The organism is Paenibacillus xylaniclasticus (assembly GCF_004001065.1).
Taxonomy (GTDB): Bacteria; Bacillota; Bacilli; order Paenibacillales; family Paenibacillaceae; genus Paenibacillus_T; species Paenibacillus_T xylaniclasticus.
Genome location: NZ_BIML01000006.1, coordinates 125,925 through 150,763 on the forward strand (window position 1 = coordinate 125,925; position 24,839 = coordinate 150,763).

Genomic DNA, 24,839 nt, shown 5'->3' on the forward strand with positions numbered 1-24,839 from the left:
TGGATTAATTAAATAGCTTCATAATTTCTTCAATATCCGATAAATTCACATTGCCCCCGGCAAGGTCACTCGCCGTAACTTCGGCCTCCGTTCGGCTTGTACAATGAGCAATAATAGCCTGTAGATGCCGTTTATATGATTCTGCCAACCGTTCCATTACTTCCTGCTGATATGTGCCGCTGTCATATTGGAATTGAATCGTCATGGAGCCATGCTGCACCATCCCAACGATATCCAGCGCGTACAGCCTGCGGTTGCCTTCCCCGACCGCCAATCCCGATCCGTAGGACGAAGGCATGAACAGCCGGGAGTTCAGATCAGCGTCAAATTGACCCAAATAATTAAAGCTGATCTCCGGCTTTGCACGGAAGCTCTCCTGCTCACAGCTATCTGAAGGTGCCAAGTACCGCAGTACACCGTATCCGATTCCCCGGTTCGGAATTTGCCTCAGCGTCTCCTTCACCCGCTTCAGCTGCTCACCGACCGGTTGCTCCGGCTCAATGGTTAACAAGACAGGGTAGATGGAAGTGAACCAGCCTACGGTTCTAGTGACGACGACATTGTCGACAACTTCTTCTCTTCCATGTCCCTCTACGCTAAGCAGAGCGGTGCTGTCACCGGTCCAATCCTTCAACGCAAGCGCCAGAGCTGTCAGCAGCACATCGTTCATTTCGGTGTTGTAGGCTTTGTGCGTGTCTTTAAGCAGCAGTTCGGTCTCATTCGGCTCCAACCGAATCGATGCAATCGCGTTATTGCGCATCGTCCCATCGCCTAGCGACGAATATTGCGGCAGCGGCCGTACAGAGGCTTGTTCAATTCGCTGCCAGTACGGAGCTTCGTGAATCAGCCCCCTGCTTGCGGCATATCGACGCATCGCTAGCGCCCATGTGCCTATGCTGTCCGTTTTATCCTGCAGAACCGGAGTCTTGCCTGAGCTAATCTGTTCATAGGCTATCGCCAGATCCTCGAGAACAATCCGCCACGACACGCTGTCGATAACCAAATGATGGGCAACAAGCAGCACATGATCGTGCTTCTTATCCCGTATCAGCTTGACCCGCAGCAGCGGCCCGTGCTCCAGGTCGAAATCGCGATGTGTTGCTTCCGTCAGCTCGGCAATGGCTTTCTCTGACTCATCGATATGGGAGAAATCGGCTAATTCGAACGAATAGAGCCTCTCGGACGTCTCCATTCCGCGAATGTAAGCTTTTATTCCCGATTCATCGCGACGGAACACCGTTCTTAGAGCGTCATGATGCTCTACAAGCTTGGCAATCGACTGAGACAGCGCATCAGCATCGATTCGCTGCTTGCCCTGCAGCATCATCGCCTGATTCCAATGACCTGCCTCGGCCAGCTCCTGTTCGAAAAACCAATGCTGAACAGGCAGCAGCTCGATGTCTCCTTCGATAACGCCCTGCTCGGCACGGCGCTTAAGCGGCGCTGCTTCTATACACACATCCTTCAATACCGGTCGCTGAAATAGATGCCTCATCTCCAGCTTCCAGCCATACTTGTATAAGCGAGCACATACTTGAATCCCTTTGATTGAGTCGCCGCCTAGTTCGAAGAAATGGTCGTTGCGCCCGATGCGCTCACGCCCGAGCACCTCTTGCCAAATATCCGCCATACATGCTTCGAGATCACTGTCCGGCTCTTCATAGTCGCGCTCCGTCTGGAAGGCCTCCTCCGGCGCCGGAAGCGCTTTGCGATCGACTTTGCCATTCGCATTAAGCGGCAGCTGATCTAAATGAACAAAATAGGCTGGGATCATATAATCAGGCAGCGACTTACCTAGATGGCTTCTCAGTTCCGCCGTATCGACCGACGGCTCCGCCGCAACATAAGCACATAACGAATGCGAGCCATCGGATCCCCGATGCGACACGACAACCGTATCTCGGACGCCCGGATGCCTGCGAAGCTCGTTCTCAATCTCGCCGGGCTCGATACGATAGCCACGAATCTTCACCTGCATGTCAATTCGGCCCAAATATTCGATCGTACCGTCCGGAAGCCACCTTGCCAAATCGCCCGTCTTGTACATCCGTTCGCCTGGACGATACGGATTGTCGACGAACTTCTCCTGCGTGAGGTCTGGCCGATTCACATACCCGCGCGCCACGCCTATGCCGCCGATGCACAGCTCTCCGGCTACACCGATCGGCTGCAGCCCGCCATGACTGCCGATTACATACACTTGTGTATTAGCGATTGGTTTACCAATTGGAACGTTTATATAGGTTTTCGAGGTGCATTCATAATACGTGCTGTCGATCGTCGTCTCCGTCGGTCCGTATAAGTTGACGATCTTCACGTCCGCGAACATCGGATTTCTCATGCAGGCGTTCACCAGCTCCGCGCTAAGCGCTTCACCGCTTGTGAAGATATAGCGCAGCTTATTCAAGCTGCTATGCGGGCTATGCTCCACATAAGCAGCGAACGCATTAAACATGGACGGAACAAAATGAATGACCGATACGTTCCGCTCGCGCAGTGCAGACACAATCGCCTCAGGATCCTTCTCGGCGTTCGGCGCCAGCAAAGTCAAGGAAGCTCCGTTGAAATACCACAGAAACAGCTCCCATACCGAGACGTCGAACGTATGAACTGTCTTCTGCAAGAAAACGTCATCCTGCTCAAACATGAACGTCTGCTGCATCCAGTGCAGCCGGTTCATGACAGACCGATGCTCAATCATGACGCCCTTCGGCTTGCCGGTCGAGCCGGAAGTATAGATGATATAGGCAAGATCGCTCCCCGTATTTATCATTGTGGGATTATCAGTCGGCTGTTCGCGAATCTTGTCGGAATGAATGTTTATCAGTTCCCCCCAATACGTTGAACGGATGATCTCCTCTCCGCGCGCATCACGCGTAAGAACGGCGCGGGCTTGACTGTTATCCAATATGTATTGCATTCTCTCTTGCGGATACTGGATGTCGAGAGGCAAGTAAGCTGCGCCCGCTTTCAGAATACCTAAGATGGCGATCATCATATCGAGCGACCGTTCCATGCACAGCGCAACAATTTCGTTCCTGTTTACCCCTTGCTGACGCAAAGCGTGCGCCACCTGGTTAGCTCTTGCATTGAGTTCTTCATAGGTGAGTGACTGCCATTGCCCGCCCTCTGGTGCGGTGACGGCAATCTTGTCCGGATGTATCAGCACTCTGTCTTCGAATAATTGCTGCAGCGTGTGATGCGGCAATAAAGGAGCCGACGTTTCGTTATTCGCTTGAATGAGCCAATGCTTCTCTTCAGCAGATAACATGTCGATATCTTGGAGCTTGATGTGTGGGTTATCACTGATGCGGGAAAGAATTTGAATATAATGCTCGAACATTCGGCGCACGGTATCTTCCTTGTACAGCTTCGTTGCATATTCGACCGTCAGCTGGATCATGCCGTCGATCTCAAGCGCCTCGACCGACAGGTCCAGCTTGGAGCCTCGCGCATCCACCGGAACAGCCTCGGCTTCGATCCCTTGAAGACTTACATTCCATGGCGGTATGTTCTGGAGAACGAATAGCGTCGTGAATAACGGATTGCGAGACAGGTCTCTCGAAATTTCAAGCTTCTCAACAAGCGCCTCGAGCGGAAACTCCTGATGCTCAAATGCCTCTAGTACGACGCTCTTCATCTCTTGGAGGAAGGCTCGGAACGTTTTGTCCTGCTGCGGAAAGCCGCGTAACGGAAGCGTATTGACGAACATACCCAGCATTCGATCTAAATCCGACACCGTTCGTCCTGCTGACGGAACGCCTACAATGATATCCTCCTGATTGCTGTAACGTGACAAGAGCGTGTAATAGGCGGATAATAACACCATGAACAGCGTGCTTTCCTGTTCTCGTGCAACCTGCTGAAGCCGGCTTGTCAATGCAGGCTCAATGTTCACGTAAATTCGTCTGCCTTCGAAGCTCTGCATGCTCGGCCTGCTGTAGTCCGTTGGGATATTAAGCAGCGGAAGCTCGCCTTCGAGATGCCTTGTCCAGAAGCTGCGGCTAGCGTCTAAACTATCCGTCTTCAGTCGTTCATTCTGCCAGACTGCGAAATCGCTGTATTGCAACTCAGAGAGCGTAGCTTCACCGCTGTTATATAGCTCGGATAACTCTTTCATAAACAACCCGATCGAATATCCGTCCAATATCGCGTGGTGAACATTGAACAGGAACAGATGCTCGTCGCTGCCTAACCGGATGAGCGAGGCCCGAATTAATGGCGGCTGCTCCAACTGAAACGGTAGGATAAGCCGTTCAACATGCGTCTCGATCCCCTCTTCGTTTGCCGCTGCACGAATATCGCAATATTCATACGGGTGTATCCGTTGAACAAGCTCGCCGTCGATCCATTCGAAGGAGGTTCGCAGCACTTGATGCTTCGCCACGATTCGATTGTAGGCATCAACGAATCGTTCGTCGTCCAGCTCGCCCTTGAGGACGATCGATACCGGCAAGTGATAACTGGTCTTCGCATCCAGTTGCTCGATCGCGAGCAGTCTTCGCTGAGCAGCGGATACCGGAACATATGGCTGTAGCTCTAATGGCGCAATCCTGTTGTCCCGTGCCGCTGCTTGGTGCTGACAGCTTATGACGAGCTCGGTGATCGCGGCAGCCGTCGCGTCGGCAAACAACTCATTATACGTCAAATTAATCTGATACTTCTGCTGAATCGACGCTAACAGCTCTCCGGCCCCGATGGAATCGCCGCCCAAAGCAAAAAAGTCCGCGTCAACATCCACTTTATAATTTTCATTGATGCCGATGCAGCCTTTCATTAATGCTACAATCTCGTTAAGCACTGTACTTTTCTCCAAAAGAACACCACCCTGAACGAACATATTCTTTTTTACAGTTAATAAATCAAATTACTTAAAAAAATATTAAATTATCTGTTTTTGTATTATATAGGTGTCATTATGGGATATTCAATAATATCTGTAAAATCGATAAGAACCATAAATTCGAGTACGTTTTTATTTCACAATCTTAACAATCGAGAGCAAAAAGAGGGCTTTCCAAATAAATGGAAAGCCTAGTGTTCTACTACTGCTTTCGGGATATCAGGAAGTTATCCCTATATCGCTTTGGCGACTCGCCGTAGTACTTTTTGAACAATGTCGAAAAATAAGGAACGGAATAAAATCCGACTTCGCTGCAAATTTGACTCAGCGGTTTATTCGTACTGACGAGCATTTTCAATGCCGCTTCCATCCTCAGCTGCTGAACCATCTTCATCGGCGATACGCCATACTTCTTAGTGAAAGCGTTACACAGATAGACCGGATTGCAGTTGACCCGTTCCGCCAGCATCTCAAGAGATAGATCCAAATAATATTTCTTCTGGATGTACAGATGAACGTTTACGAGCCTCTCCGTCGACTCGTAGGAAAAATCGTAAACCCCCCCCATTTCTGCATAACATTGCGCCTCTAGCATTCGCTTTATTGTCGTTACGTTCGACATCTTCTCCTCAAATGCAAATACACTCTGAATGATCTCGCGCTGCTCTTTGCAATTCGCGTCGAGCGGCAAATAATCAAACGCTATACTCTTGTTTAGCTCAATAACCGCATACTGAATACTGTTAATCCGCTGGCTCTCATTATGAATCTCCAGCACATTCCCAATTGCCGCGCCGCCCTCTGGCAAATAATACGTTTGTTTGCCCGTCGTAATGGTGACCGCATCTGTAACACAAATTAGAACATATTGATTCTTATTCTCCTCGGCCCAAATCGGCAGCGTCACCTTAACATTGACTGCAACATTACGAAATACAGCCTGCACAACATACGGCAATAAGCTACGCGCTGACATCGGCAAGTCCTTCACTGAAATTATTCACCATTTTTTTGTACATGCCATCCATCGACATCAACTCTTCGTGCGTGCCAGTAGCGGAAATTTGTCCGTCTTCCAGAACGATAATCTGATCGGCATTTCGGACCGTTGACAATCGATGCGCTATAATGATCGTCGTGCGCCCGGCCATCAACTTCTCTAGTGCATCCTGAACAAGCCGTTCAGACTCGCTGTCCAGTGCAGCGGTTGCTTCATCCAGCAGCAGTATAGGCGCTGGGTTCAGCAATGCGCGGGCAATCGCAATTCGCTGTTTCTGTCCACCAGATAAATTCGCTCCTCCTTCCCCAATATCGGTGTCCAACCCGTTCGGGAGCCCCATAATGAATTCGTAAGCGTTCGCATTGCGCGCAGCTGTAATAATATCCTCTTCTGACGCTTCCGGATTGCCGACAGCAATATTCTCCCGAATCGTTCCGCTATACAATTGGCTTTCTTGCGGTACAAGTGAGAAATGACTGCGCAGCTCGTGAACGTCCATTGAGCTGATATCCGTCTGTCCGATCCGTATCTTTCCTTCTTCTACTGGATACATACCAAGCAGCAAATTAAATATAGTCGACTTGCCACCGCCGCTAGGACCAACAATAGCCGCGACCTCACCCGGCTTAATACTCAGTGATATATCACGCAGCACCCTCTCACCTTCTGTATAGCTGAACGATACCTTCTCCATGCTTAAGCCAGGAGACTCCTTAACAGGTAAACCTTGCACCGGAAATCGCTCGCACTCAGACTTCTCGTCGATCAACGCGAATATACGGTCCGCAGCGCCTAGAGATTGCTGGAACGAGCCCCACAGCCCTGCCAATCCGGTAAACGGCCATGTCAGGTGATTCATCAATTGAATGAACGCAATTAGTGCGCCGATTTCCATTTCGCCTCTGGATACGAAGTAGGAGCCGACAATAAACGTCACAATAAAGGCAAAATGGCCAACGAAGGTGGAAGAAGCGGCAAGCATAGCATTAATCCGTCCGCCCTTAATTTCATACTTACTTATGCCAGAGCTGCTGTAATCGAATTTCCGGAACAGCTTATCCTGCAGCCGGAACGTCTTGAGAATAACCGTCGTACCTACAATTTCGGTAATAACAGAAGTCATCTTCGCATTCTGCTGCTGCAGATGGTGAGCATTCCCGCGAAGTGCGTTACCGAATATTTTGCCGATGAAGATCGTCATTGGTCCAATAAATAAGCAGATCAGCGCCAATTTCCAGTTCAGCGACAACAAATACACGAACGAGAAGGTCACGAGCAGCGGGTTCCGGATCAAAGCAAGAATCGTTTCGGTGCAAACTTGGCCAATCGCCTGATTATCACTGACAACTCGGCTAAGCAGCTCGCCCGAATGATTCTTTGCAAAATAGGCTTCCGACATCCGAAGCAGCTTCGACATCGTATTTTTGCGAATATCGTGGCGAATTAAAGAGGATACGCGCGCCTTGAAGTAAATGTCGGCGAAGCTGTTCACTACCGTAAAGAACAAAATAATAACTCCTGTTACAATAAGCGACTTCCACCGCTCGCTGCCGGTATCGATCGCCGCGTTCGTCACTTCCGTCAAGTACCAAGCGACTCCAAGCTCCAATGCAATGCCTATCAGCATCGTGCATATCAATACGAGATAGGAATACTTGTATGAAAACGTATAATGGAGCAGCCTCCATATCGTCTTCTTAGGCTTTGCCATGATCGTCCTCTCCTCGGCTGGGGAATTTCGGGCAACATCTGTACAGATACCAATCAGAATCCATCTATGCTCCCTCTGGAGTATATGATAGTAATTTTCTCCAGTTCATGCAACATATATTTTCTAGAAAATCTATTGACAATGATGGGTCAAGAAGGCATATTGGATACATCATGTAAATGAAATTTATGGAGTGATGACATGGCCGATTTGGAGAAAGTGAGCATCAATCTTGGTCCTGTCGATCTCGGCCAAATTGATTTGCTCGTGGATCAAGGCTATTACAATAACCGAACCGATTTCATCCGGATTGCCATTAAGAGCTTGCTGGACAGCCATTCAGCCGCAATTACAGAAATTAAAGACAAGAAATATTTCGTAGTTGGGGTACTAGATTTCGATCGCGAACAGCTCGAAGAAATGAGACGGGATGGCACTCGACTGGATATCAAGCTGATCGGCGGACTTGTGTTATCGAACGACATTACGGTCGAGCTGGCCAAGGCGACGATAGGCAAAGCCCGTATTTTCGGCACGATCCGAGCACGAGAAGACGTAAAAACGTTTCTGCGCTCCCTGCAAAGCCATTCCAACTAAGCTTCACCTCTCTCATCCTAGAACGTCAGGGCATACCGGGACTCACGCAGACAATGAACAAGGTCGAGCATGGCCCGAAGCTTGCCCTTTCCTCCACGACATCTTCTTCGTATCAGCATTTATCATCCCATTTGATAAAGGAGTATTAAAGATGTCCACAATCCTTCCTTTGGGCGAGACGCCCATTAACAGTTTCCATCATCATGCCTTTCCGTTGCTAATCAGTGCGCTTCACCCGTATTTCAACGATTGGTTCAACTGCAATTACATTCAGTTGTATAGTAAGAAGAGTGAATCGGAGTCTTTCGCCGTCAACTACTACGAATTCGACCGCTTGGGGATGAAAACTCCGTTCATCGCTGAATGCTATACGAAGAGATCTATCATCAGTAAGTATGTAAACCCTGTCCAGTTCGTTAAGGACTCCATAAGCAACAACCAGTATGTCATGACCTTTCTAGACGAATATTATTTGCCTGACAGATGGGCGTATCAGAAGATACATTTTATTCACGACACACTAATATATGGCTTCGATGATGAGCGCGGCGTCGTTCACATCGCCGGGTTCGATGCCACGAGAACTTTTACCTTTACCGAAGTGGATATGCGCGACTTTGAGCAAGCCTACAGCACGACTGAGCAAGGTGTCGGCCCGATCGTCATTCATGCCGACGGCATTCATTCGTATGAGCTGAAGCTTGATCGAACTTACACATTCGACTTATCTATCATCATCGAGATGATGGAGGATTACCTGTACTCCCGCAATACATCGGAACGATTCCGCATGTACTATGATCCGGTAGATCACATCTATGGGCTGAATACTTACGATTCCGTGATCGATTACCTAACTAATTCCGGGAACGAAATGATCGACACCAAGGTGCTGCATGTCATCTATGAGCATAAGAAAACGATGACGAGCAGACTTCGATATCTACAAGAAGAGAAAGGGATTGCAGTCGATCCTTGGGTAATCGAGCAATATTCACTTATTGAAGAGCTCTCATTCAAGACAAGAGCAAGCGCTCTCAAATACGAAATTACGATGAGCCCAAGTCTCCTAAGTAAGATGGTAGACGAATTAAGAAAGATGAGAGAGATGGAGCAGGCGGTTCTAGAAAGGCTCATTCCTCAGCTTAAGCAGCAGCTGCCGAAGTCAAGCCAACAAGTTACCGTTCTAACATCATCATAAATAAGCTAGAAGGGACTCCCTTACCGCCGCACGCAGCGTCGGAAGGAGTCCCTTGTTCGTGCCTTCTATATTCATTTCGTATTCATCGGTTCACTCTCTTTGGCAAAAATAGTTCGATACATCCGACTGATGAGCGGATGTATGACCGATACATGCCCTTCGCCCTCGAAGCTAACAAAGGCTCGCTTGAATGGGCCGACCTCGCAATGGAGCGGCTCCAGCAGATTAACGATCGTTTGGGCATCTTCTACCATGGAGGGCTTCTCTTCCGCCCCAACCCCGACCAGCAATTCTGCCTCTATCTGCTGCTCACGCATACGCTCGATAAAGCTCGGCAACCGCTTGAGCAGATCATGGTTATTCCACCAGATAGACGGACTTCCCGCGCAATAAGTACGGAATGCCTCTGGTCTCTCGATCAAAGCATACAGCGTAAAATAGCCGCCAAGCGAGTGGCCGAACAGCCCCTGTCTCGCTCGGTTAATCGGATAACGGCTTTCGATGAACGGCTTCAGCTCCTCCTCGATAAAATCGAGAAACTGCTGCGCTCCGCCCGTGTTCGGCCATGGTGAACCGTCAGGCCTTGCGAAGGAAGGCTCACTTTCGGTCGTCATATCATAGAATCTGCGATCCGTCACGAACGGCTCCTCCGAGTCATACCCGATCGCCACGATAATACCTGGATCAATCCCGAGCGGATGGCGGGACTGCATCCGCATCGCCTCCGATAACGAGCCGAAGTAGGCATTTCCGTCCAATGCATACAGCACCGGATAACCCTCAGCAGGCGCAGGCTTCACAGGAACGGATACGAAGATCCGATAATCAAGACCGCTTGTTTTCGCATGGAGCGTGAACGTCTCCGTTCCTGGAAGCGCATAACAGGAAGCCATCGGCCCTCCCGTCTGAATACCGGCATCTCGATCGCCGAACAGCCATCGAAGCGCATCCGGCAGCCGCCTTGTCATGAACAACCCGTCATGGGTGCCTCCCGCATCGATATCGAACTTCATCCACGCTGAGGCGTCGTTGCATAATCCGGTTAGAATGCGATGCACTTCGAGCGTATGAGGCACCATCCGGTTCTGAATTCCCTTCTTATAGATCCCTTCTCGGCTTCCGACAGACATATACATCCGCTGCTTACCGGTCTGCACCGGCAGCTTCCGCATCCATTCAATAATCCCTTCGAACCAGAATGATGCAGACAGCATGCCGATTCTCCCGAACGTCTCCGGTCTCCATACGCCAGCAAGCAGCGAAATGAGGCCGCCCAGCGAGCCTCCGACGATCCCAGTATGCTCAGCTTCAGCTTTCGTCCGATAATGCCGGTCGACGAACGGCTTTATGCTGTCCGCCAGCGCATCGACATATGCCCGTCCGCCGCCACCGAAGCCCGGCATCGCCGGGGCGAGCCGATCGGCAGGCCAGGGCGTATAATCATCGTTACGGTTAGCGGATTCAATGCCGACAAGAATAAGCTCCGGTAGCTTCTTCTCCCTCCACAGCATGTCGATATAATTGAAGCATTGCTCGAACAGTTCTCCCCCGTCCTGCACGTAAACTACCGGATAGTGCTGATCGCTCTGCTCGTATGAGGGAGGCAGCGCCACCGTCAGCCTGCGGTTTTCATACTGCAGCATTTGAAACCGAGACATCCCATCGCTTCCTTTCGCTCTCATTATGTACGCGCTCGAATTAGTAAATAGACGAAGTAAGGCACTCCAATAATGGAAATAACGATCCCGACTGCTAATTGCGCCGGAGCGAATATCGTTTTGCCAATAAAATCGCCGACCGCAATCAACGCCATTCCGATCAAGCCGCTGACCGGAATGATTCTGCGATGGCTCAATCCGATCAGCCTCTTGGCCATATGCGGCGCGATCAAGCCGACAAAACCTATGCTGCCGGAAACCGATACGCTGGCCGCCACGAGGCCGACGCTGCCGATCAACAAAATTAATCGCTCCCGCTCTAACGACAAACCGAGACTGACCGCGCTCACTTCTTCCAGTTGCATTACGTCCAGCTTATCTGACCTCAGCCAGACGATCGGCAGCATCAACGCTATCCAAGGCAGAAGTGCCGCCACATACTTCCAATTGGCGCTATGTATTGAGCCTGACAGCCAGACAACAGCCGTCTCAAAGTCCCGTGGATTCATCTTCAGCGACATATACAGCGTAGCTGCTCCGAAGCCGAGCGACATTGCAATGCCAACAAGAATAAGCCGCTGCGGATCGAGCCGTCCTCCTCGTCTCGACAACAGCAAAATAAGACCGGCAGCCGCAAGTCCACCTGCCATACCGAACATAGGCATCATGAGAACGGATAGCGTCCCCTCTATATCTATAACTTCGCGCAGTGCAAACATGAACAAGACAACCATCATGCCCGCTCCGGCGTTAATGCCGAGAATGCCCGGATCAGCCAAATTGTTGCGCGTCACACCTTGAATAACAGCCCCAGCTGCACCAAGAGCAAAGCCGACCAGCAAGCCGAGCACAATCCGAGGAAGCCGGAATTCAAACAGGACAAGATCGCGGTCCGCGTCCGAATCAATGCGCAGCAGCGTCTTCACGATTTCCAGCACGGACATGTCGAATGCGCCGCTCGTCACGCTCAGATAGACCGCGACCGCGATAAAGAGTATACATCCCGTAAGCACCTTCCACAGCGAATAAGGAGAATGGCTATACACGCTGTCCGCCTCCCCGTGTCCAGATTAGGTAGAGGAAGAAAGGAACGCCGAACAGTGCCGTCACGACGCCAATCGGCGTCTCGAACGGATAGTTGACGAAGCGCGCCAGAACGTCGCACAGCGCGAGGAATAAGCCTCCAAGCACACCGGATATCGGAATAATCCAGCGGTAATCTTGACCGCTCAGCATGCGGGCGACATGCGGGATAATTAAGCCGACGAAGGCGACTTGACCTGCAAGTGCTACCGATACGCCCGTTAATAGAACGACCGCAAGCATCGACAATCCCTTCACAAGTGCCGTCCGTTGACCGAGTCCAGCCGACAACTCCTCGCCTAGCGATAACACCGTTATCGATCGAGACAGACCGACTGCAAGCCCGATACCGACGATGGCAAACGGAATAGCAAGCTTGATCATCTCCGGGTCCATCTGATACAGTCTCGCGTTATACCAGAAGCTTATACTTTGCGAGATTTGATTATAGGTTGCTACTGCGTCCGCAACACCATTAAGGAACACACCTACAATCGTTCCAATGATAGCCAGCTTCACCGGCGTCATCCCTTGCGGAATAAGCCAAGCGAGACCGAATACGACGATCGATCCGAACGCCGAGCCCAGCATCGAGATCCCGATCATGCTGAGCGAATGAGTCGACGGGAGCCATACCATGGCCAGCGTAACGAAGAACACCGAGCCATCCGATACGCCCATAATGGACGGAGAGGCAAGATAGTTGCGCGTCATTCCCTGCATAAGCGCTCCAGAAATAGCCAGAAAGCATCCAATAAGCATCGCGCCCACTACGCGGGGCATTCGCGAGGCTCTGACGATCTGATGATCGACATTGCTTCGGTCAAAATGGAAGACCGCGTCCCAGACGGTCTGCGCATGTATCGATTTCGCTCCATATAGAACCGAGAGCAGGATAAGGAACGCAATAGCTGCCGGCGCCATCAACAGGATGGCGGTCGGCAGCGTATGTTTCAGACGCATGGTCCGTTATTAGCCCAGCTTGCTTTGGAATGCTTTAAGGAATTCAATCTTGCTGTAAGCCGTTCCGCCCTGCGCTAACGGATCGACAATATTAATGAACACTTGATTGTTCTTCGATGCGTTAATGCTTTGGAAGATCGGGTTATTCTGCAGTTCTTCCAGCGCCTTCGGATTGTCCTTATTCTCCTCCTCAGAGAATTGAACAAGCAGGACGTCCGGATTAATCTCAGCCAGCTTCTCCAGTGCGATAGCATCCTGCGCTTTCGCCGCTTCAACCTCAGCTGGAATCGTCAAGCCAAGGTCCTCATACAGCATCGGGTTAAAATACAATTGAGAAGCATAGACGAACAACGAACCTGCGCGAATACGGAGCAGCAGCACTTTCTTATCGCTCAGCTTGCTCGTGATGCTGCCCTTGGCCGCCTCAAGATCGCTGTTATAGTTCGCAATCAGCTCAGCCGCCTTATCCTGCTTGCCTGTCAGCTCGCCGAGCAGCTCCAGGTTGCTCGCCCAGTTCGTCGACACATGCGAATAAGGAATCGTCGTCGCAATTTTGCTCAGCTGCTCAACAACAGCCGGATCGAATTTCGAAGAAGCGAGAATGACATCAGGCTTAAGCTCCAATATTTTCTCGAAGTTCGGCTCCGTCTTCTCCCCGACCGATTCAGCCTTGTCAACAATCGACGAGAACATCGCCGGGAATTGACCTTTCACCGAGATAGCGCCGACTGGGTGAATGTCCATCAAGATAGAATCCTCCATCGCTTCGAGCGCTCCCGTCACTACGATACGTTCAGTCTTCACGGGCACCGTATATTCTTGATCCAAATATTTGATAACCTTCGTCTCAGCCGAGGATGCATCTCCATCCTTCGTCTCTGCCTGCGTATCTGCTGTATCGCTAACAGCAGCTGTAGCCCCCGTCTCCTGCTGCTCACTCTTATCCTCTTTATCGTCGCCGCAAGCTGTCAATACGACAGCAAGCACAATCATCAACGCTGCAAGCCAAGTGTACTTCTTAAACATTTCTTCCCCTGTCTCCCTTCAACGAATAAAACAATGTTTATTGATAACGATTATCATTATTGATTATAGTTCCGGCTGATTCGTCCATCCATGGACAAAACGCAGATTTACGATGGACATTCTCCAGAAAAAAGCTCCATCATGTTCGTTCTCGTAAGCTGTGCCCCAATCGGCGAATACTCTCTCCACGGATTGGATTGAATCAGTTTGAGACGGTTATTGTGAACAACAGAAAGCGCAAGCCACCTCGCGGACTGCCTCAAACGCTGCCACTGCGAGAGCGTCTCTGAATCTTGCCGGACGAGCAGCAGCACATAATCAGCCTGCAACTGCTCCAGCCGGTCAAGCGTCAGCCGCTGACCATATAACAACCGGTCGCTCAATGCATCCGGCCGGCGAACGCCAAGATCGCCGTACATCACATCTTCGATCGTCTGATTGGTGAAACAGTATAACTGGCTGCCGAGCATACGAACGACCATCACCGACTGTTCCGTCAATTGTTCTGCCAGTTGTGCACGACACTCCTTATTGTGCTGCTCAAATTGCATTATCCAATGCTCTGCCTCATCTTCTCGGCCAAGCGCAGCTGCGACCTCGCATAAGCCGCGCTTCCAGGCTTGCGGCCCTTCTTCTGGAAGCACAAGCGTAGGCGCAATTTCCGTCAATCGCTTCTTTTCCCACGGCTCTAGATCCGGCGTCGTGACGATCAGCTCCGGCTTCGCCTCTGCTATTTTATCAACGTTGTCCATACGGTGCTGATTCTGGCGAAACGCATCCAGATGAAATGGAATGTCGGCGCGATAACAGTCATAATAGTGAGCGCTCCATTTGGGATGGAGCGGAGCTGCATGCGGAATGATATTTAAGGGCACCAAATATCCTATTGTGGATGTACTGCCGTAGACAGCAATTTTACGCTTACGCTGCTTGATGTATTCAGATGGCGATATATGGTACGTCCTCTTAAATTTACGGCTGAAATAAAACTCGTCCTCGTATCCGACCTCATGCGCAATATCCCGCAGTCGCAGCTCAGAACGGAGCATCAGCTGCTTTGCTTTCGCCATTCGTATATCAAGCAGCATGTCGAGAGCGCTCACCCCATACGTCTTCTTGAATAGGTCGGCAAAATATTTCGGGCTAAGCTGCGCACCCCCGGCAAGTGTTTCAATCGTAATATCCTCCATGTAGTGCTCTTCCATCCACAGCCTCACTCGCTCCAGCGTACCCGAGGTGCCGAATCGCTTTTGCTTCCGGCAAGTCCCAATAATCTCACACAGCAGCTCCTGCAGCTCGTGCTGTGCCCGCCACCGGATTAGACTGTCCTCACTCCGGCTATGCTCATATATGGTGCGGCATCTGGCCGCTAGCTTGCCTATAGGCTCAATCACTATTCCGTCGGTCTCCGACAATAGCTCATCAGCATGAACGGCATAAAGCGTCTGGCTCGTCTGGTATGACGGGGCGAACAAGCTGAATCGGATTACAGCGACAAGTCCTTCTTCATTACCACAGGCCGATAAGCCGAACGTTGTTTCCGGCTTACAGCGGTACACAATGTCTGCACTCATGCGTGTCACGCTGAAACCACGCTCCAGCATTCCCGCTCCTTCAAGTATTACAAGGTATGCGTTCGTAGAGAGGAGCTGCTGCCCACGCTTCTCTCCTCGTTTCACGCGAACCAATTCAATATCCCACAGCCTGGCTGTTAATTGACTGATGTCCACATTCGTTTGCTGGCTCTCTATATGTATGCCTGTATTGGATTCAATCGCTTGACTGCTCATCGCGGCTCCACCCTCATTTGAAAATAATTATCATTATCATTAGTTGGATTATAGCAAATAATGCTGGTTGTGGATACACCTGTTTGTTTATATTCAATCCAACTTTTCTGTCATAGAACTGAACAAAAAAACGGAAGAGCCAAGGTCATCCTCAGCTCTTCCGTTATTTAAATTGATATTATTTCAACGTAATCGTCACGTTCACATTGCGCTCGCCGGCCGGCACGAGCACAGAGCTGCCATCAACCGATGCCGATGCGCCATTGGCAGACAGAATTTCGCCAATGCCGTGCAGCGTGATACTGAACGCCTTGCCGCTGCCCTGCAGCGACACTTTGATGGATTTGCCTTCACGTACAACGGAAACCGTCGTCTCTACTTCACCCTTGATGTCACGAACCGTCGCAGCAGCGCTGCGGCCGTCTTCAAGCGCATACACGTTGAAGTCTACGCCAGCGGAATAATCATAGTCTGGACGAACATTGTTCGCGCCGAATGCGATGATCGAGTTCGGACGGGCGAACAACGGCAAGCTATCGAAGCCGTAAGTTTCTTTGTGCCATCCCGGCTGCTTCGTCTCGCCTGTCAGTACATGCGTCCAAGTACCGCCTTGCGGCAAGTAATATTGCACATCGCCGTTCTCTTGGAATACCGGAGCTACGAGCAGGTTCTCACCAAGCATATACTGGCGGTCCAAGAACTCGGTCGTCGGATCGTCCTGGAATTCGATAACCATTGCGCGCTGCGAAGGTATACCGAGCTCATGCGCTTGCGCCGCTGTGTCGAACAGGTACGGCATCAGGCTGCATTTAAGCTTCGTGAAGAAACGTGTAACGTCGACCGCTTCTTGGTCATAAGCCCAAGGCACTCGGTACGACTTGCTGCCGTGGAGACGGCTGTGGCTCGACAGCAGACCGAACTGCAGCCAGCGCTTGAATACATGTGTCGGTGCCGTATTCTCGAAGCCGCCGATGTCGTGGCTCCAGAAGCCGAAGCCGGACAGGCCGAGCGATAGGCCGCCGCGGAGGGTTTCTGCCATCGACTCATAGTCTGCATAGCAGTCGCCGCCCCAGTGAACCGGGAACTTCTGACCGCCCGCCGTAGCCGAGCGAGCGAACAGCGCTGCCTCACCTTTACCGAGCTTCTCTTCCAGTACGTTGAACACAACTTGGTTGTACAGCTGCGTGTAGTAGTTGTGCATTTTGAATGGATCGGAGCCGTCATGGTATACCACATCTGTAGGAATCCGCTCGCCGAAATCTGTCTTGAAGCTGTCAACGCCCATATCGACAAGGTCCCGTAAGTAGCCTGCATACCACTGGCATGCAGCCGGGTTCGTGAAGTCTACGAGCGCCATGCCCGGCTGCCACAAATCCCACTGCCATACGTCGCCGTTCGGACGCTTGACGAGATATCCGTTCTGCTTGCCCTCTTCGAACAGACGCGAGCGCTGCGCAATGTAAGGGTTGATCCAGACACAAATTTTGAGCCCCTTGTCCTTCAGACGCTTCAGCATGCCTACCGGATCTGGGAATGTGCGCTCGTCCCATTTGAAATCGGTCCAATGATATTCTTTCATCCAGAAGCAGTCAAAGTGGAAGACGTGAAGCGGAAGATCGCGTTCCGCCATGCCATCTACGAATGAATTTACTGTCGCTTCGTCATAGTTTGTCGTGAACGACGTTGTCAGCCATAAGCCGAACGACCATGCCGGCGGCAGCGCCGGTTTACCTGTCAGGTCGGTATATTTGCCCAGCACATCCTTAATCGATGGTCCGTCGATGACGAAGTATTCAAGCGACTCGCCCTCAACGCTGAATTGAACCTTTTTCACTTTTTCCGAGCCGACTTCGAACGATACAAGCTCCGGCTGGTTGACGAAAACGCCGTAGCCCTTGTTCGAGACGTAGAACGGAATATTTTTATAGGTTTGCTCGGAGCTTGTACCGGCGTCTTCATTCCAGATGTCGACGGTTTGTCCGTTCTTCACGAATGCAGTGAACCGCTCGCCGAGACCGTAAATAAATTCGCCTACGCCAAGATCAAGCTCTTCGCGCAGCCATCTGCGCTTATTGCCTTCCGTAATATAGGCCATGGAGCGCGGGCCGCTGCCTGTCAGACGCTCGCCGCCGCGATAGAATGCTACACTCCACTCCTCGCCTTTGCGAATGTGGGCGCTCAGGCTGCCGGTTGTGTAGATCGTCTCTTCTTCGGTTTCCGTTACGGTCACGTGACCGCTCGATTGCGGAGTCAGCTCAAACTTCGGACCACGCTCAACTACGCCAGCGTAATGAATCAGCTTCACGCCGATTACGCCCGGTGCCGGAGAGTGGAACTTCACTGTTAGCTGCAGCGTATCGAGCATGTTAGCGCGGCTTTGAATCGGAATTGGAGATACATATGCGGTCAGCTCATCACCCCGCCGCTCAACTTCATGCGCCTGCACGGCCGATTTGATCGTAAAGCCTTCACGGATGAGCCAGTTGCCGTTATGGAATTTCATAAGGATTGTCCACCTTTCGAATCGTACTCGATATGCAATATATTCGTCTGATTATTGTGAGCGAGTGACATCCGGCTTTCACACGCGAACAATGCGGCGATCGCTTGTTTGTATAGCCGTTTCTAGTTGTATTATAATGATTATATTATCATCAAACTATCAACATAATGTGCATTTATAGCACGATTCTGATAATGGGGACAGTTGACAGCAAAGGTGGATCGGACCAATGGATTTGTACACGAAGCATAATCTTCGGGAGAAACGATTGCATGGCGATGCGATGCTTCCGCTGGCTGCCTATTGGATCGATCGCGAGGCGGGAGAGCCGGTGCTGGATATGCATTGGCATCAGGAGGCGGAGTTTTTCTGCGTGCTAGAGGGCGAAGTGCTGTTTCAAGTCGACACCGACTATTTTGTTGTCCGGGAAGGGGAATCGGTTTTTATTGACGGCGGTGAAATTCATGCGGGCCATTCCAGCAACGGGGCGGCTTGCCGGTTTTGCGCGATCGTCTTTGATATAAGATGGCTGGCCAGCGCCGATTACGACGCCGTCCAAGCCGACTTCGTCGCGCCTCTGCTGGAGAAACGTGCCGCACTTCCACGTCTCATTCGACCGGGCGCCAGCTGGGCCGACAGCGTACTTGCTCATCTTAACGCAATGATTGCAGCATATGAGCAGCAGTCTTCAGGATATGAAGCCGCACTAAAAGGACGTATGCTGCTCCTGTTCGCCGAGATTGCGGCTGCAGGCGAGTGGCGCAAGCGGCCCGCCGTCAGCGCCGGCGAGCTCGCCAAGGTGGAACGACTGAAGTCAGTCATCGAATATATTCAGCAGCATTTCGACCGTCCGATCCGCATCCGAGAGCTGGCCGACCTTGTGCCAATGAGCGAAGGCCAGTTCATCCGCTGGTTCAAATCGATGACACGTACGACACCAATTGACTACTTGAATGGTTACCGTGTGCGCCAAGCTGCCGAGCTATTGCGCAGCACCGACCGCAAAATAAGCGACATCGCGCTTGAGGTCGGCTTCGATCACATCAGCTACTTCATTAAAGTGTTCCGTAAGCAAATGCGGACGACTCCCTCCGAATTCCGGAAGGAGTCATCACGGGATGGGGGATGGGCTTCCTCTTAACCGGACTATCCACCCCTCTTGCATCACTTTTTGTGTCACACCAGGCGGTCGACCGACGCCAGCTCAGCCTAACCACAACAAAAAAAGCCGTGCAAGCGCCAATTATCGACTTGCACGGCATTCATTATTCTTCGTATCCAAAACGGTCTTTGGCCCGGTCACGATCCTGGTCGTTATGGCGCACTTGGTCTTGTCCGACAGGCTCGCCGCTCTCCTCTGCATAAGGATTTGACTTCACCTGCTGAATTTCCTCGCTGGATGTCACCGCTTGTGCGGCTGTAGCTTTCAGCTTACCGAGCTCTAGTCCGCAGTCGGTGCAATATTTAGCCATTAGCTCGTTCTCGGTACCGCAGTCCGGGCATATAACGCGAATCTCACCCATCGTCATCTCCGGCTTAGGCTCCTGTTCATTAAATCGCGCTCCGCAGTCCGGGCAGAACTTAACGTTAAGCGGAACGACCTTGCCGCAAGAACAGCTTTTCTCAAGCTTAACCGCTTTAATCCGTTCATCGAGCGCCTCAATCTCCTGCTTCAGCGCTTTAAGCTGCTCGCAGCACGTCGCAACCGTCTCTTCCGATTCAGCTGTCTCACCGGATAGATAAGCGTTGAACATCGCTTCGCCCATCTCCGTATAAAGTCTCGTCATATCCTTCTCGCGTGAAGCCTTCTGGCTGTTAAGACGTGCTACTTCGATCGTCTGCTGCGCTTTGCGCGCTGCATCGGATGCACCCTGCTTCATTTTGTCAAAAATAGACATCCGGCAAGTCCCCTCCACTTACAATCAAGCTAGTCTATATAGTTCTCATTAACCACTACATGTCGCATTTCAATCAGCTTCTCGTTCAAACGTACCTCATCAACTATACAAAAACCCGCAAGCAAATTGCCTGCGGGCACTGGCATCGTTACTCGGCCGGATACATCCGTGCGCGCAACGCTTGAATTTCTTCGCTCTCAAGATATTCGTCATACGACATCATCCGGTCGATCAAGCCGTTCGGCGTAATCTCGAAAATCCGGTTGGCAATCGTCTGTACGAACTGATGGTCATGCGAAGTAAACAGCATCGTGCCGTCAAAGTCGATCAAGCCGTTGTTCAACGCCGTAATCGATTCGAGATCCAAGTGGTTCGTCGGTTCATCCATAATGAGTACGTTCGCGCCGGAAAGCATCATCTTCGAAAGCATGCAGCGCACTTTCTCGCCACCGGACAGAACGCTCGCTTTCTTCATGCCCTCATCGCCCGAGAACAACATACGGCCAAGGAAGCCGCGGATGAACGTCTCGTCCTGCTCCTTCGAAAATTGGCGGAGCCAATCTACGAGCGTCAGGTCGACACCGTCGAAGTAAGCAGAGTTGTCCTTAGGGAAATATGCTTGAGTCGTCGTAATGCCCCATTGGAATGAGCCCGCATCCGGCTCAAGCTCGCCCATAATGATCTGATACAGCACCGTCTTCGCCAGGCCGTTCGGACCAACTAGAGCAATTTTGTCGCCTTTGTTCACCGTGAATGTCAAGTTATCGAGCACTTTCTCGCCGTCAATCGTCTTCGTCAAGCCTTCTACGAGCAGCAGCTGCTTACCTGCTTCGCGCTCCGGCTTAAAGTTAATGAACGGATATTTGCGGTTCGAAGGACGAATGTCTTCGAGCGTAATTTTGTCGAGCATCTTCTTACGCGACGTTGCCTGCTTCGACTTCGATTTATTCGCGCTGAAACGTTGGATGAACGCTTGCAGCTCTTTAATCTTGTCTTCCTTCTTCTTGTTCTGGTCGCGCTGCAGCGCAAGCGCCAGCTGGCTCGACTCGTACCAGAAGTCGTAGTTGCCCACGTACATTTGGATTTTGCCGAAGTCGATATCGGCGATATGCGTACATACCGTGTTCAAGAAGTGACGGTCATGGCTGACTACGATAACAGTGCCTTCAAACCTCGCAAGGAAATTCTCCAGCCAACGAATCGATTCCATATCCAAGTGGTTGGTAGGCTCGTCGAGCAGCAGAATGTTCGGGCTGCCGAACAGCGCCTGCGCGAGCAATACGCGAACCTTCTCGTTGCCGCCAAGCTCTTTCATTTTCTTATCGTGGAACTCCGTTAAGATCCCAAGACCGTTAAGCATCTCTGCCGCTTCCGACTCCGCTTCCCAGCCGTTCATCTCTGCGAATTCCGCTTCCAGTTCGCCTGCGCGAATACCATCTTCATCGGTGAAATCCGCTTTCGAATAAAGAGCGTCCTTCTCCTTCATGACGTCATACAGACGCTTATGGCCCATAATAACCGTCTCTAGGACCGGGAACTCATCATACTCATAGTGGTTCTGTTTCAGTACGGCCATCCGTTCGCCAGGCGTAATGTGGACTTCGCCCGTGTTCGGTTCAATCTCGCCGGACAAAATTTTCAGAAATGTCGATTTGCCTGCGCCGTTCGCGCCGATCAAACCGTAGCAGTTGCCCGGGGTAAACTTAATATTAACATCCTCGAATAGCGGCCGCTTGCCGTAACGAAGCGATACGCCAGATGTGCTTATCATGGATTGAATCCCGTCCTCTCAAACATGTTCATCGCATTATTATATCATAAATACACGTATTCGTCATAACGTATCCACCGAGGATCTACCACTCTTTTGCAAAGCTTGATCAACCGATCCGCCAGCGCTATTTCTTCCACCCGAAGCAATCCTATACAACTGCTGTGCCACGCAGACGTTGAACGGCCTTGCAAGTGGTAAACGTAATAAAAAAGCTTCTAAACCGTTCTACCGGTCCAGAAGCTTCTATCGCTATTTCCAGCTCAACTTCACTTCACCGCCGCTTGCCGACGATTCATAAATCGCGTCCAAAATCCGGTTATTCGTATACCCGGACATCGCCGATGACACTGGTGTTCTACCTGAATGTATCGCATCGATAAAATGTCTCGCCACAAGCTCCCGCTCATTCACCTCATCAAGCGGCTCGATCTTGTTCGTTACAACCTCGTCACCCACATGCGTAATATAAGTCGCCTCGCTGCCAACGATCGATACGCCGCCCTCTGTGCCCATAATATGAATAAACGGCTGTTCGGTGAAGCTGGCTGCATGAGCCGCCCAGCTCACATCAAGTGATAAAGTCGAACCATCATCGAGCTTAATGAGCGCTGTAGCCAAATCCTCAACGTCATACGAGCCTTCCCAGTTCGGCGTTCCCCATGTGCCGATGCCGCGCTTATGCGGACCGAATTCTGCATAGGTTGTACCAAATACGGATACCGGCTTCGGACTACCCATCAAATGAAGCGACAAATCAAGCATGTGTACGCCGATATCGATAAGCGGACCTCCGCCCGCCAGCTCCTTGCGCGTGAACCAGGAGCCCCAGCCAGGAATACCTTTCTTGCGCATCCAGCCGGTCTTCACGTTATAGATCCGACCAACTTTACCTGCATCGATAGCCTCCTTGACTGCACGAGCAAGACCGGTAAAACGCATCTGCTGAGCAATCATTACGGTTTTGCCTGTCCGCTGCTGCTCTTGTACAATTTCCATTGCTTTGATGGAGTTACTCGCCATCGGCTTCTCAAGCAGCACGTGCTTGCCAGCTTGCAGCGCAGCGATTGTTAGCGGGGCATGAAAATAATTCGGCACAGCCACTACGACAGCGTCCAGCCCCGGATCAGAAATCAGTTCCTCCGGTGAAGAATGTACAACTGGAATGTGATACTCAACTGCTCTCTGCTCAGCCAGCGGCAAATATGTATCCGTTACCGCGCAAAGCTCCGCCGCTTCACCGAGCTTGTTCAACACGTCCATATGAACTGCGCCTATCGCTCCGGCCCCGATTACACCGAACCGTATACGGGAAGTTGAAGTTGTTGTCATCGTTGTCGTTCCTCCGATTTATGCCGCCATGCGCCACTCTATACATATGAGTATATTCTTATACAGAGACGGTTATGAGATTGATTTCATTATATCTCCGTCTTCAATAGATAACGATGTGCCGGATTGGCTAATGCTTGTCCTAATTTGTTATGAGACGGTCGTTTAGGTGCTTTACGGCACCTATCTCTCGATCAATCGCCCGATCGGCTCTCCATAGGTGCTGTTCGGCACCTACGGAGATTCGCATCCTGATTCGATATCGGGTAAACTATTCGTATACTGAATGAGTTGTTAGCGGAGGGGAATGGTCTATGAAGCTGTTATCAATCGAACCAACGCCGAGTCCGAATTCGATGAAACTTAATGTCGATGAGATGCTGCCCCGCGGCTTCCGTCATACTTATTATCCGGCACAAGCGTCAGAAGCGCCGGAGACGCTTCGACCGCTTCTTGCGATCGAAGGAGTGAAAAGCTTGTTCCGGACGGCTGACTTTATTGCGCTGGACCGACTGCCGAATGCTGACTGGCAGCGCATCTTGTCCGAAGCTCGCCGCTTGCTATCCTCTGGGGAAGACGCAGATGCGGGTGCATCGTCCGGTGTAGCGACAGCCGTCGACGGCTTCGGAGAAGCGCATGTGCTCGTGCAGCAGTACCGCGGTATCCCAATACAGGTTCGCGTACGGATTGGTGAGCGCGAGGTTCGCGCTGCGATGACGCAGCGGTTCGTGGATGCCGTACAGGCTGCCGCAGGCGCGACGATGATCCGTGAACGAAAGCTGGAGGAATTCGGCGTACGCTACGGTGAGCCGGAGGATATCGCAGCCGAAATCGTCCGTGAGCTGGAAGCTGCCTATACGGACGAGCGACTTGCGGCCCTTATCCAGGCTTCAATTGAGCAAGGTCCAGAGGCTCCGGTCGATGTGCCTGTCCGCCCGACGCCATTGTCGGCTGACGAAGTTATGGCTGCATTTGATTCTCCTGATTGGCAGACCCGATACGCCGCTCTCGATCGTCTATCTGAGTCCACTCCCGAGGCTCTCCCGATGCTTAAGCGGGCAATCAACGATGAGAACGCATCGATCCGCCGACTCGCTGTCGTCTATCTCGGCGACCTGCGAAGCGCTGAGGCGATGCCGCTGCTGTTCTCCGCACTGAAGGACAAATCGGTATCCGTTCGCCGTACCGCAGGCGACACCCTTTCAGATATCGGTGATCCAGCCGCGATTGGCCCGATGATCGAAGCGCTTCGCGACAAGAATAAGCTTGTCCGCTGGCGCGCAGCACGCTTCTTATACGAAGCCGGAGACGAGAGCGCACTTGAGGCACTGCGTGAGGCAGCCAAAGATCCCGAGTTCGAAATATCGCTTCAAGCAACGATGGCGGTTGAACGGATCGAACGAGGAGAGGAGGCTGCTGGCTCTGTCTGGCAGCAAATGACACAGCGCAATCGCACATAGTAC

Annotated in this window: 16 protein-coding genes; 4 read left to right on the forward strand and 12 right to left on the reverse strand. The window is 51.4% G+C overall.

Translation table 11 applies throughout. From position 1 onward, the window contains the following. Positions 1-4: 4 nt before the first annotated feature. From PXY01_RS09640 to PXY01_RS09650, 3 genes are all read right to left on the reverse strand, one after another. On the reverse strand, positions 5-4,816 hold the full coding sequence (locus PXY01_RS09640) for a non-ribosomal peptide synthetase (RefSeq protein WP_164744364.1): 4,812 nt from the start codon (positions 4,814-4,816) through the stop codon (positions 5-7). 229 nt (positions 4,817-5,045) lie between these two features. Next, positions 5,046-5,819, reverse strand: a complete 774-nt coding sequence (locus PXY01_RS09645; RefSeq protein ID WP_127569639.1) for a helix-turn-helix domain-containing protein — start codon at positions 5,817-5,819, stop codon at positions 5,046-5,048. Further along, positions 5,806-7,554, reverse strand: coding sequence for an ABC transporter ATP-binding protein (locus PXY01_RS09650; RefSeq protein ID WP_127569640.1), 1,749 nt, complete (start codon positions 7,552-7,554; stop codon positions 5,806-5,808). The genes PXY01_RS09645 and PXY01_RS09650 overlap by 14 nt, the downstream gene beginning before the upstream one ends. A gap of 201 nt (positions 7,555-7,755) precedes the next feature. Between PXY01_RS09650 and PXY01_RS09655 the strand changes: the two genes are divergently transcribed. Together PXY01_RS09655 and PXY01_RS09660 are read left to right on the forward strand one after the other, a co-directional pair. After that, entirely contained in the window at positions 7,756-8,151 is a 396-nt protein-coding gene (locus PXY01_RS09655) for a ribbon-helix-helix domain-containing protein (protein WP_127569641.1), read from the forward strand. Positions 8,152-8,302: 151 nt separating this feature from the next. Further along, complete coding sequence (locus tag PXY01_RS09660) at positions 8,303-9,352, forward strand: cysteine peptidase family C39 domain-containing protein (protein WP_127569642.1); 1,050 nt, start codon at positions 8,303-8,305, stop codon at positions 9,350-9,352. A gap of 71 nt (positions 9,353-9,423) precedes the next feature. Here PXY01_RS09660 and PXY01_RS09665 read toward each other — a convergent pair whose 3' ends face one another. The 6 genes from PXY01_RS09665 to yicI form a co-directional block, all read right to left on the reverse strand. Beyond that, on the reverse strand, positions 9,424-11,010 hold the full coding sequence (locus PXY01_RS09665; RefSeq protein ID WP_127569643.1) for an alpha/beta hydrolase: 1,587 nt from the start codon (positions 11,008-11,010) through the stop codon (positions 9,424-9,426). Positions 11,011-11,033: 23 nt separating this feature from the next. Beyond that, positions 11,034-12,056: a FecCD family ABC transporter permease gene (locus PXY01_RS09670; protein ID WP_373864288.1), complete on the reverse strand. Its 1,023-nt coding sequence runs from the start codon at positions 12,054-12,056 to the stop codon at positions 11,034-11,036. Beyond that, a complete protein-coding gene (locus tag PXY01_RS09675) occupies positions 12,049-13,056 on the reverse strand; it encodes a FecCD family ABC transporter permease (protein WP_127569644.1) in 1,008 nt (335 codons plus the stop codon). Before PXY01_RS09675 ends, PXY01_RS09670 begins: the two co-directional genes overlap by 8 nt. A 9-nt stretch (positions 13,057-13,065) precedes the next feature. After that, a complete protein-coding gene (locus PXY01_RS09680; RefSeq protein ID WP_164744365.1) occupies positions 13,066-14,082 on the reverse strand; it encodes an ABC transporter substrate-binding protein in 1,017 nt (338 codons plus the stop codon). A 107-nt stretch (positions 14,083-14,189) separates the two neighbouring features. Next, the gene (locus PXY01_RS09685) at positions 14,190-15,872 is read right to left on the reverse strand and encodes an AraC family transcriptional regulator (protein WP_127569645.1); all 1,683 of its coding nucleotides are present in this window, start codon (positions 15,870-15,872) and stop codon (positions 14,190-14,192) included. 178 nt (positions 15,873-16,050) lie between these two features. Further along, positions 16,051-18,375: an alpha-xylosidase gene (gene yicI / locus PXY01_RS09690; protein ID WP_127569646.1), complete on the reverse strand. Its 2,325-nt coding sequence runs from the start codon at positions 18,373-18,375 to the stop codon at positions 16,051-16,053. 229 nt (positions 18,376-18,604) lie between these two features. On the opposite strand from yicI, the gene PXY01_RS09695 reads away from it, so the two are divergent. After that, complete coding sequence (locus tag PXY01_RS09695) at positions 18,605-19,516, forward strand: helix-turn-helix transcriptional regulator (RefSeq protein ID WP_127569647.1); 912 nt, start codon at positions 18,605-18,607, stop codon at positions 19,514-19,516. Between the two features lie 124 nt (positions 19,517-19,640). Here PXY01_RS09695 and PXY01_RS09700 read toward each other — a convergent pair whose 3' ends face one another. The 3 genes from PXY01_RS09700 to PXY01_RS09710 all read right to left on the reverse strand — a co-directional run bounded on the left by PXY01_RS09700 (position 19,641) and on the right by PXY01_RS09710 (position 23,376). Next, the gene (locus PXY01_RS09700) at positions 19,641-20,273 is read right to left on the reverse strand and encodes a zinc ribbon domain-containing protein (protein ID WP_127569648.1); all 633 of its coding nucleotides are present in this window, start codon (positions 20,271-20,273) and stop codon (positions 19,641-19,643) included. A 148-nt stretch (positions 20,274-20,421) separates the two neighbouring features. Next, the gene (locus tag PXY01_RS09705) at positions 20,422-22,044 is read right to left on the reverse strand and encodes an ABC-F family ATP-binding cassette domain-containing protein (RefSeq protein ID WP_127569649.1); all 1,623 of its coding nucleotides are present in this window, start codon (positions 22,042-22,044) and stop codon (positions 20,422-20,424) included. A gap of 252 nt (positions 22,045-22,296) precedes the next feature. After that, entirely contained in the window at positions 22,297-23,376 is a 1,080-nt protein-coding gene (locus tag PXY01_RS09710; protein WP_127569650.1) for a Gfo/Idh/MocA family protein, read from the reverse strand. A 314-nt stretch (positions 23,377-23,690) separates the two neighbouring features. On the opposite strand from PXY01_RS09710, the gene PXY01_RS09715 reads away from it, so the two are divergent. Next, entirely contained in the window at positions 23,691-24,836 is a 1,146-nt protein-coding gene (locus PXY01_RS09715) for a virulence factor (RefSeq protein ID WP_127569651.1), read from the forward strand. Positions 24,837-24,839 lie beyond the last annotated feature (3 nt).

Coding starts and splice junctions, on each gene's coding strand:
- PXY01_RS09645 (WP_127569639.1), bottom strand. CDS start 5,819: ATGTCAGCGCGTAGCTTATTGCCGTATGTTGTGCAGGCTGTATTTCGT.
- PXY01_RS09650 (WP_127569640.1), bottom strand. CDS start 7,554: ATGGCAAAGCCTAAGAAGACGATATGGAGGCTGCTCCATTATACGTTT.
- PXY01_RS09655 (WP_127569641.1), top strand. CDS start 7,756: ATGGCCGATTTGGAGAAAGTGAGCATCAATCTTGGTCCTGTCGATCTC.
- PXY01_RS09660 (WP_127569642.1), top strand. CDS start 8,303: ATGTCCACAATCCTTCCTTTGGGCGAGACGCCCATTAACAGTTTCCAT.
- PXY01_RS09665 (WP_127569643.1), bottom strand. CDS start 11,010: ATGTCTCGGTTTCAAATGCTGCAGTATGAAAACCGCAGGCTGACGGTG.
- PXY01_RS09675 (WP_127569644.1), bottom strand. CDS start 13,056: ATGCGTCTGAAACATACGCTGCCGACCGCCATCCTGTTGATGGCGCCG.
- PXY01_RS09680 (WP_164744365.1), bottom strand. CDS start 14,082: ATGTTTAAGAAGTACACTTGGCTTGCAGCGTTGATGATTGTGCTTGCT.
- PXY01_RS09685 (WP_127569645.1), bottom strand. CDS start 15,872: ATGAGCAGTCAAGCGATTGAATCCAATACAGGCATACATATAGAGAGC.
- yicI (WP_127569646.1), bottom strand. CDS start 18,375: ATGAAATTCCATAACGGCAACTGGCTCATCCGTGAAGGCTTTACGATC.
- PXY01_RS09695 (WP_127569647.1), top strand. CDS start 18,605: ATGGATTTGTACACGAAGCATAATCTTCGGGAGAAACGATTGCATGGC.
- PXY01_RS09700 (WP_127569648.1), bottom strand. CDS start 20,273: ATGTCTATTTTTGACAAAATGAAGCAGGGTGCATCCGATGCAGCGCGC.
- PXY01_RS09705 (WP_127569649.1), bottom strand. CDS start 22,044: ATGATAAGCACATCTGGCGTATCGCTTCGTTACGGCAAGCGGCCGCTA.
- PXY01_RS09710 (WP_127569650.1), bottom strand. CDS start 23,376: ATGACAACAACTTCAACTTCCCGTATACGGTTCGGTGTAATCGGGGCC.
- PXY01_RS09715 (WP_127569651.1), top strand. CDS start 23,691: ATGAAGCTGTTATCAATCGAACCAACGCCGAGTCCGAATTCGATGAAA.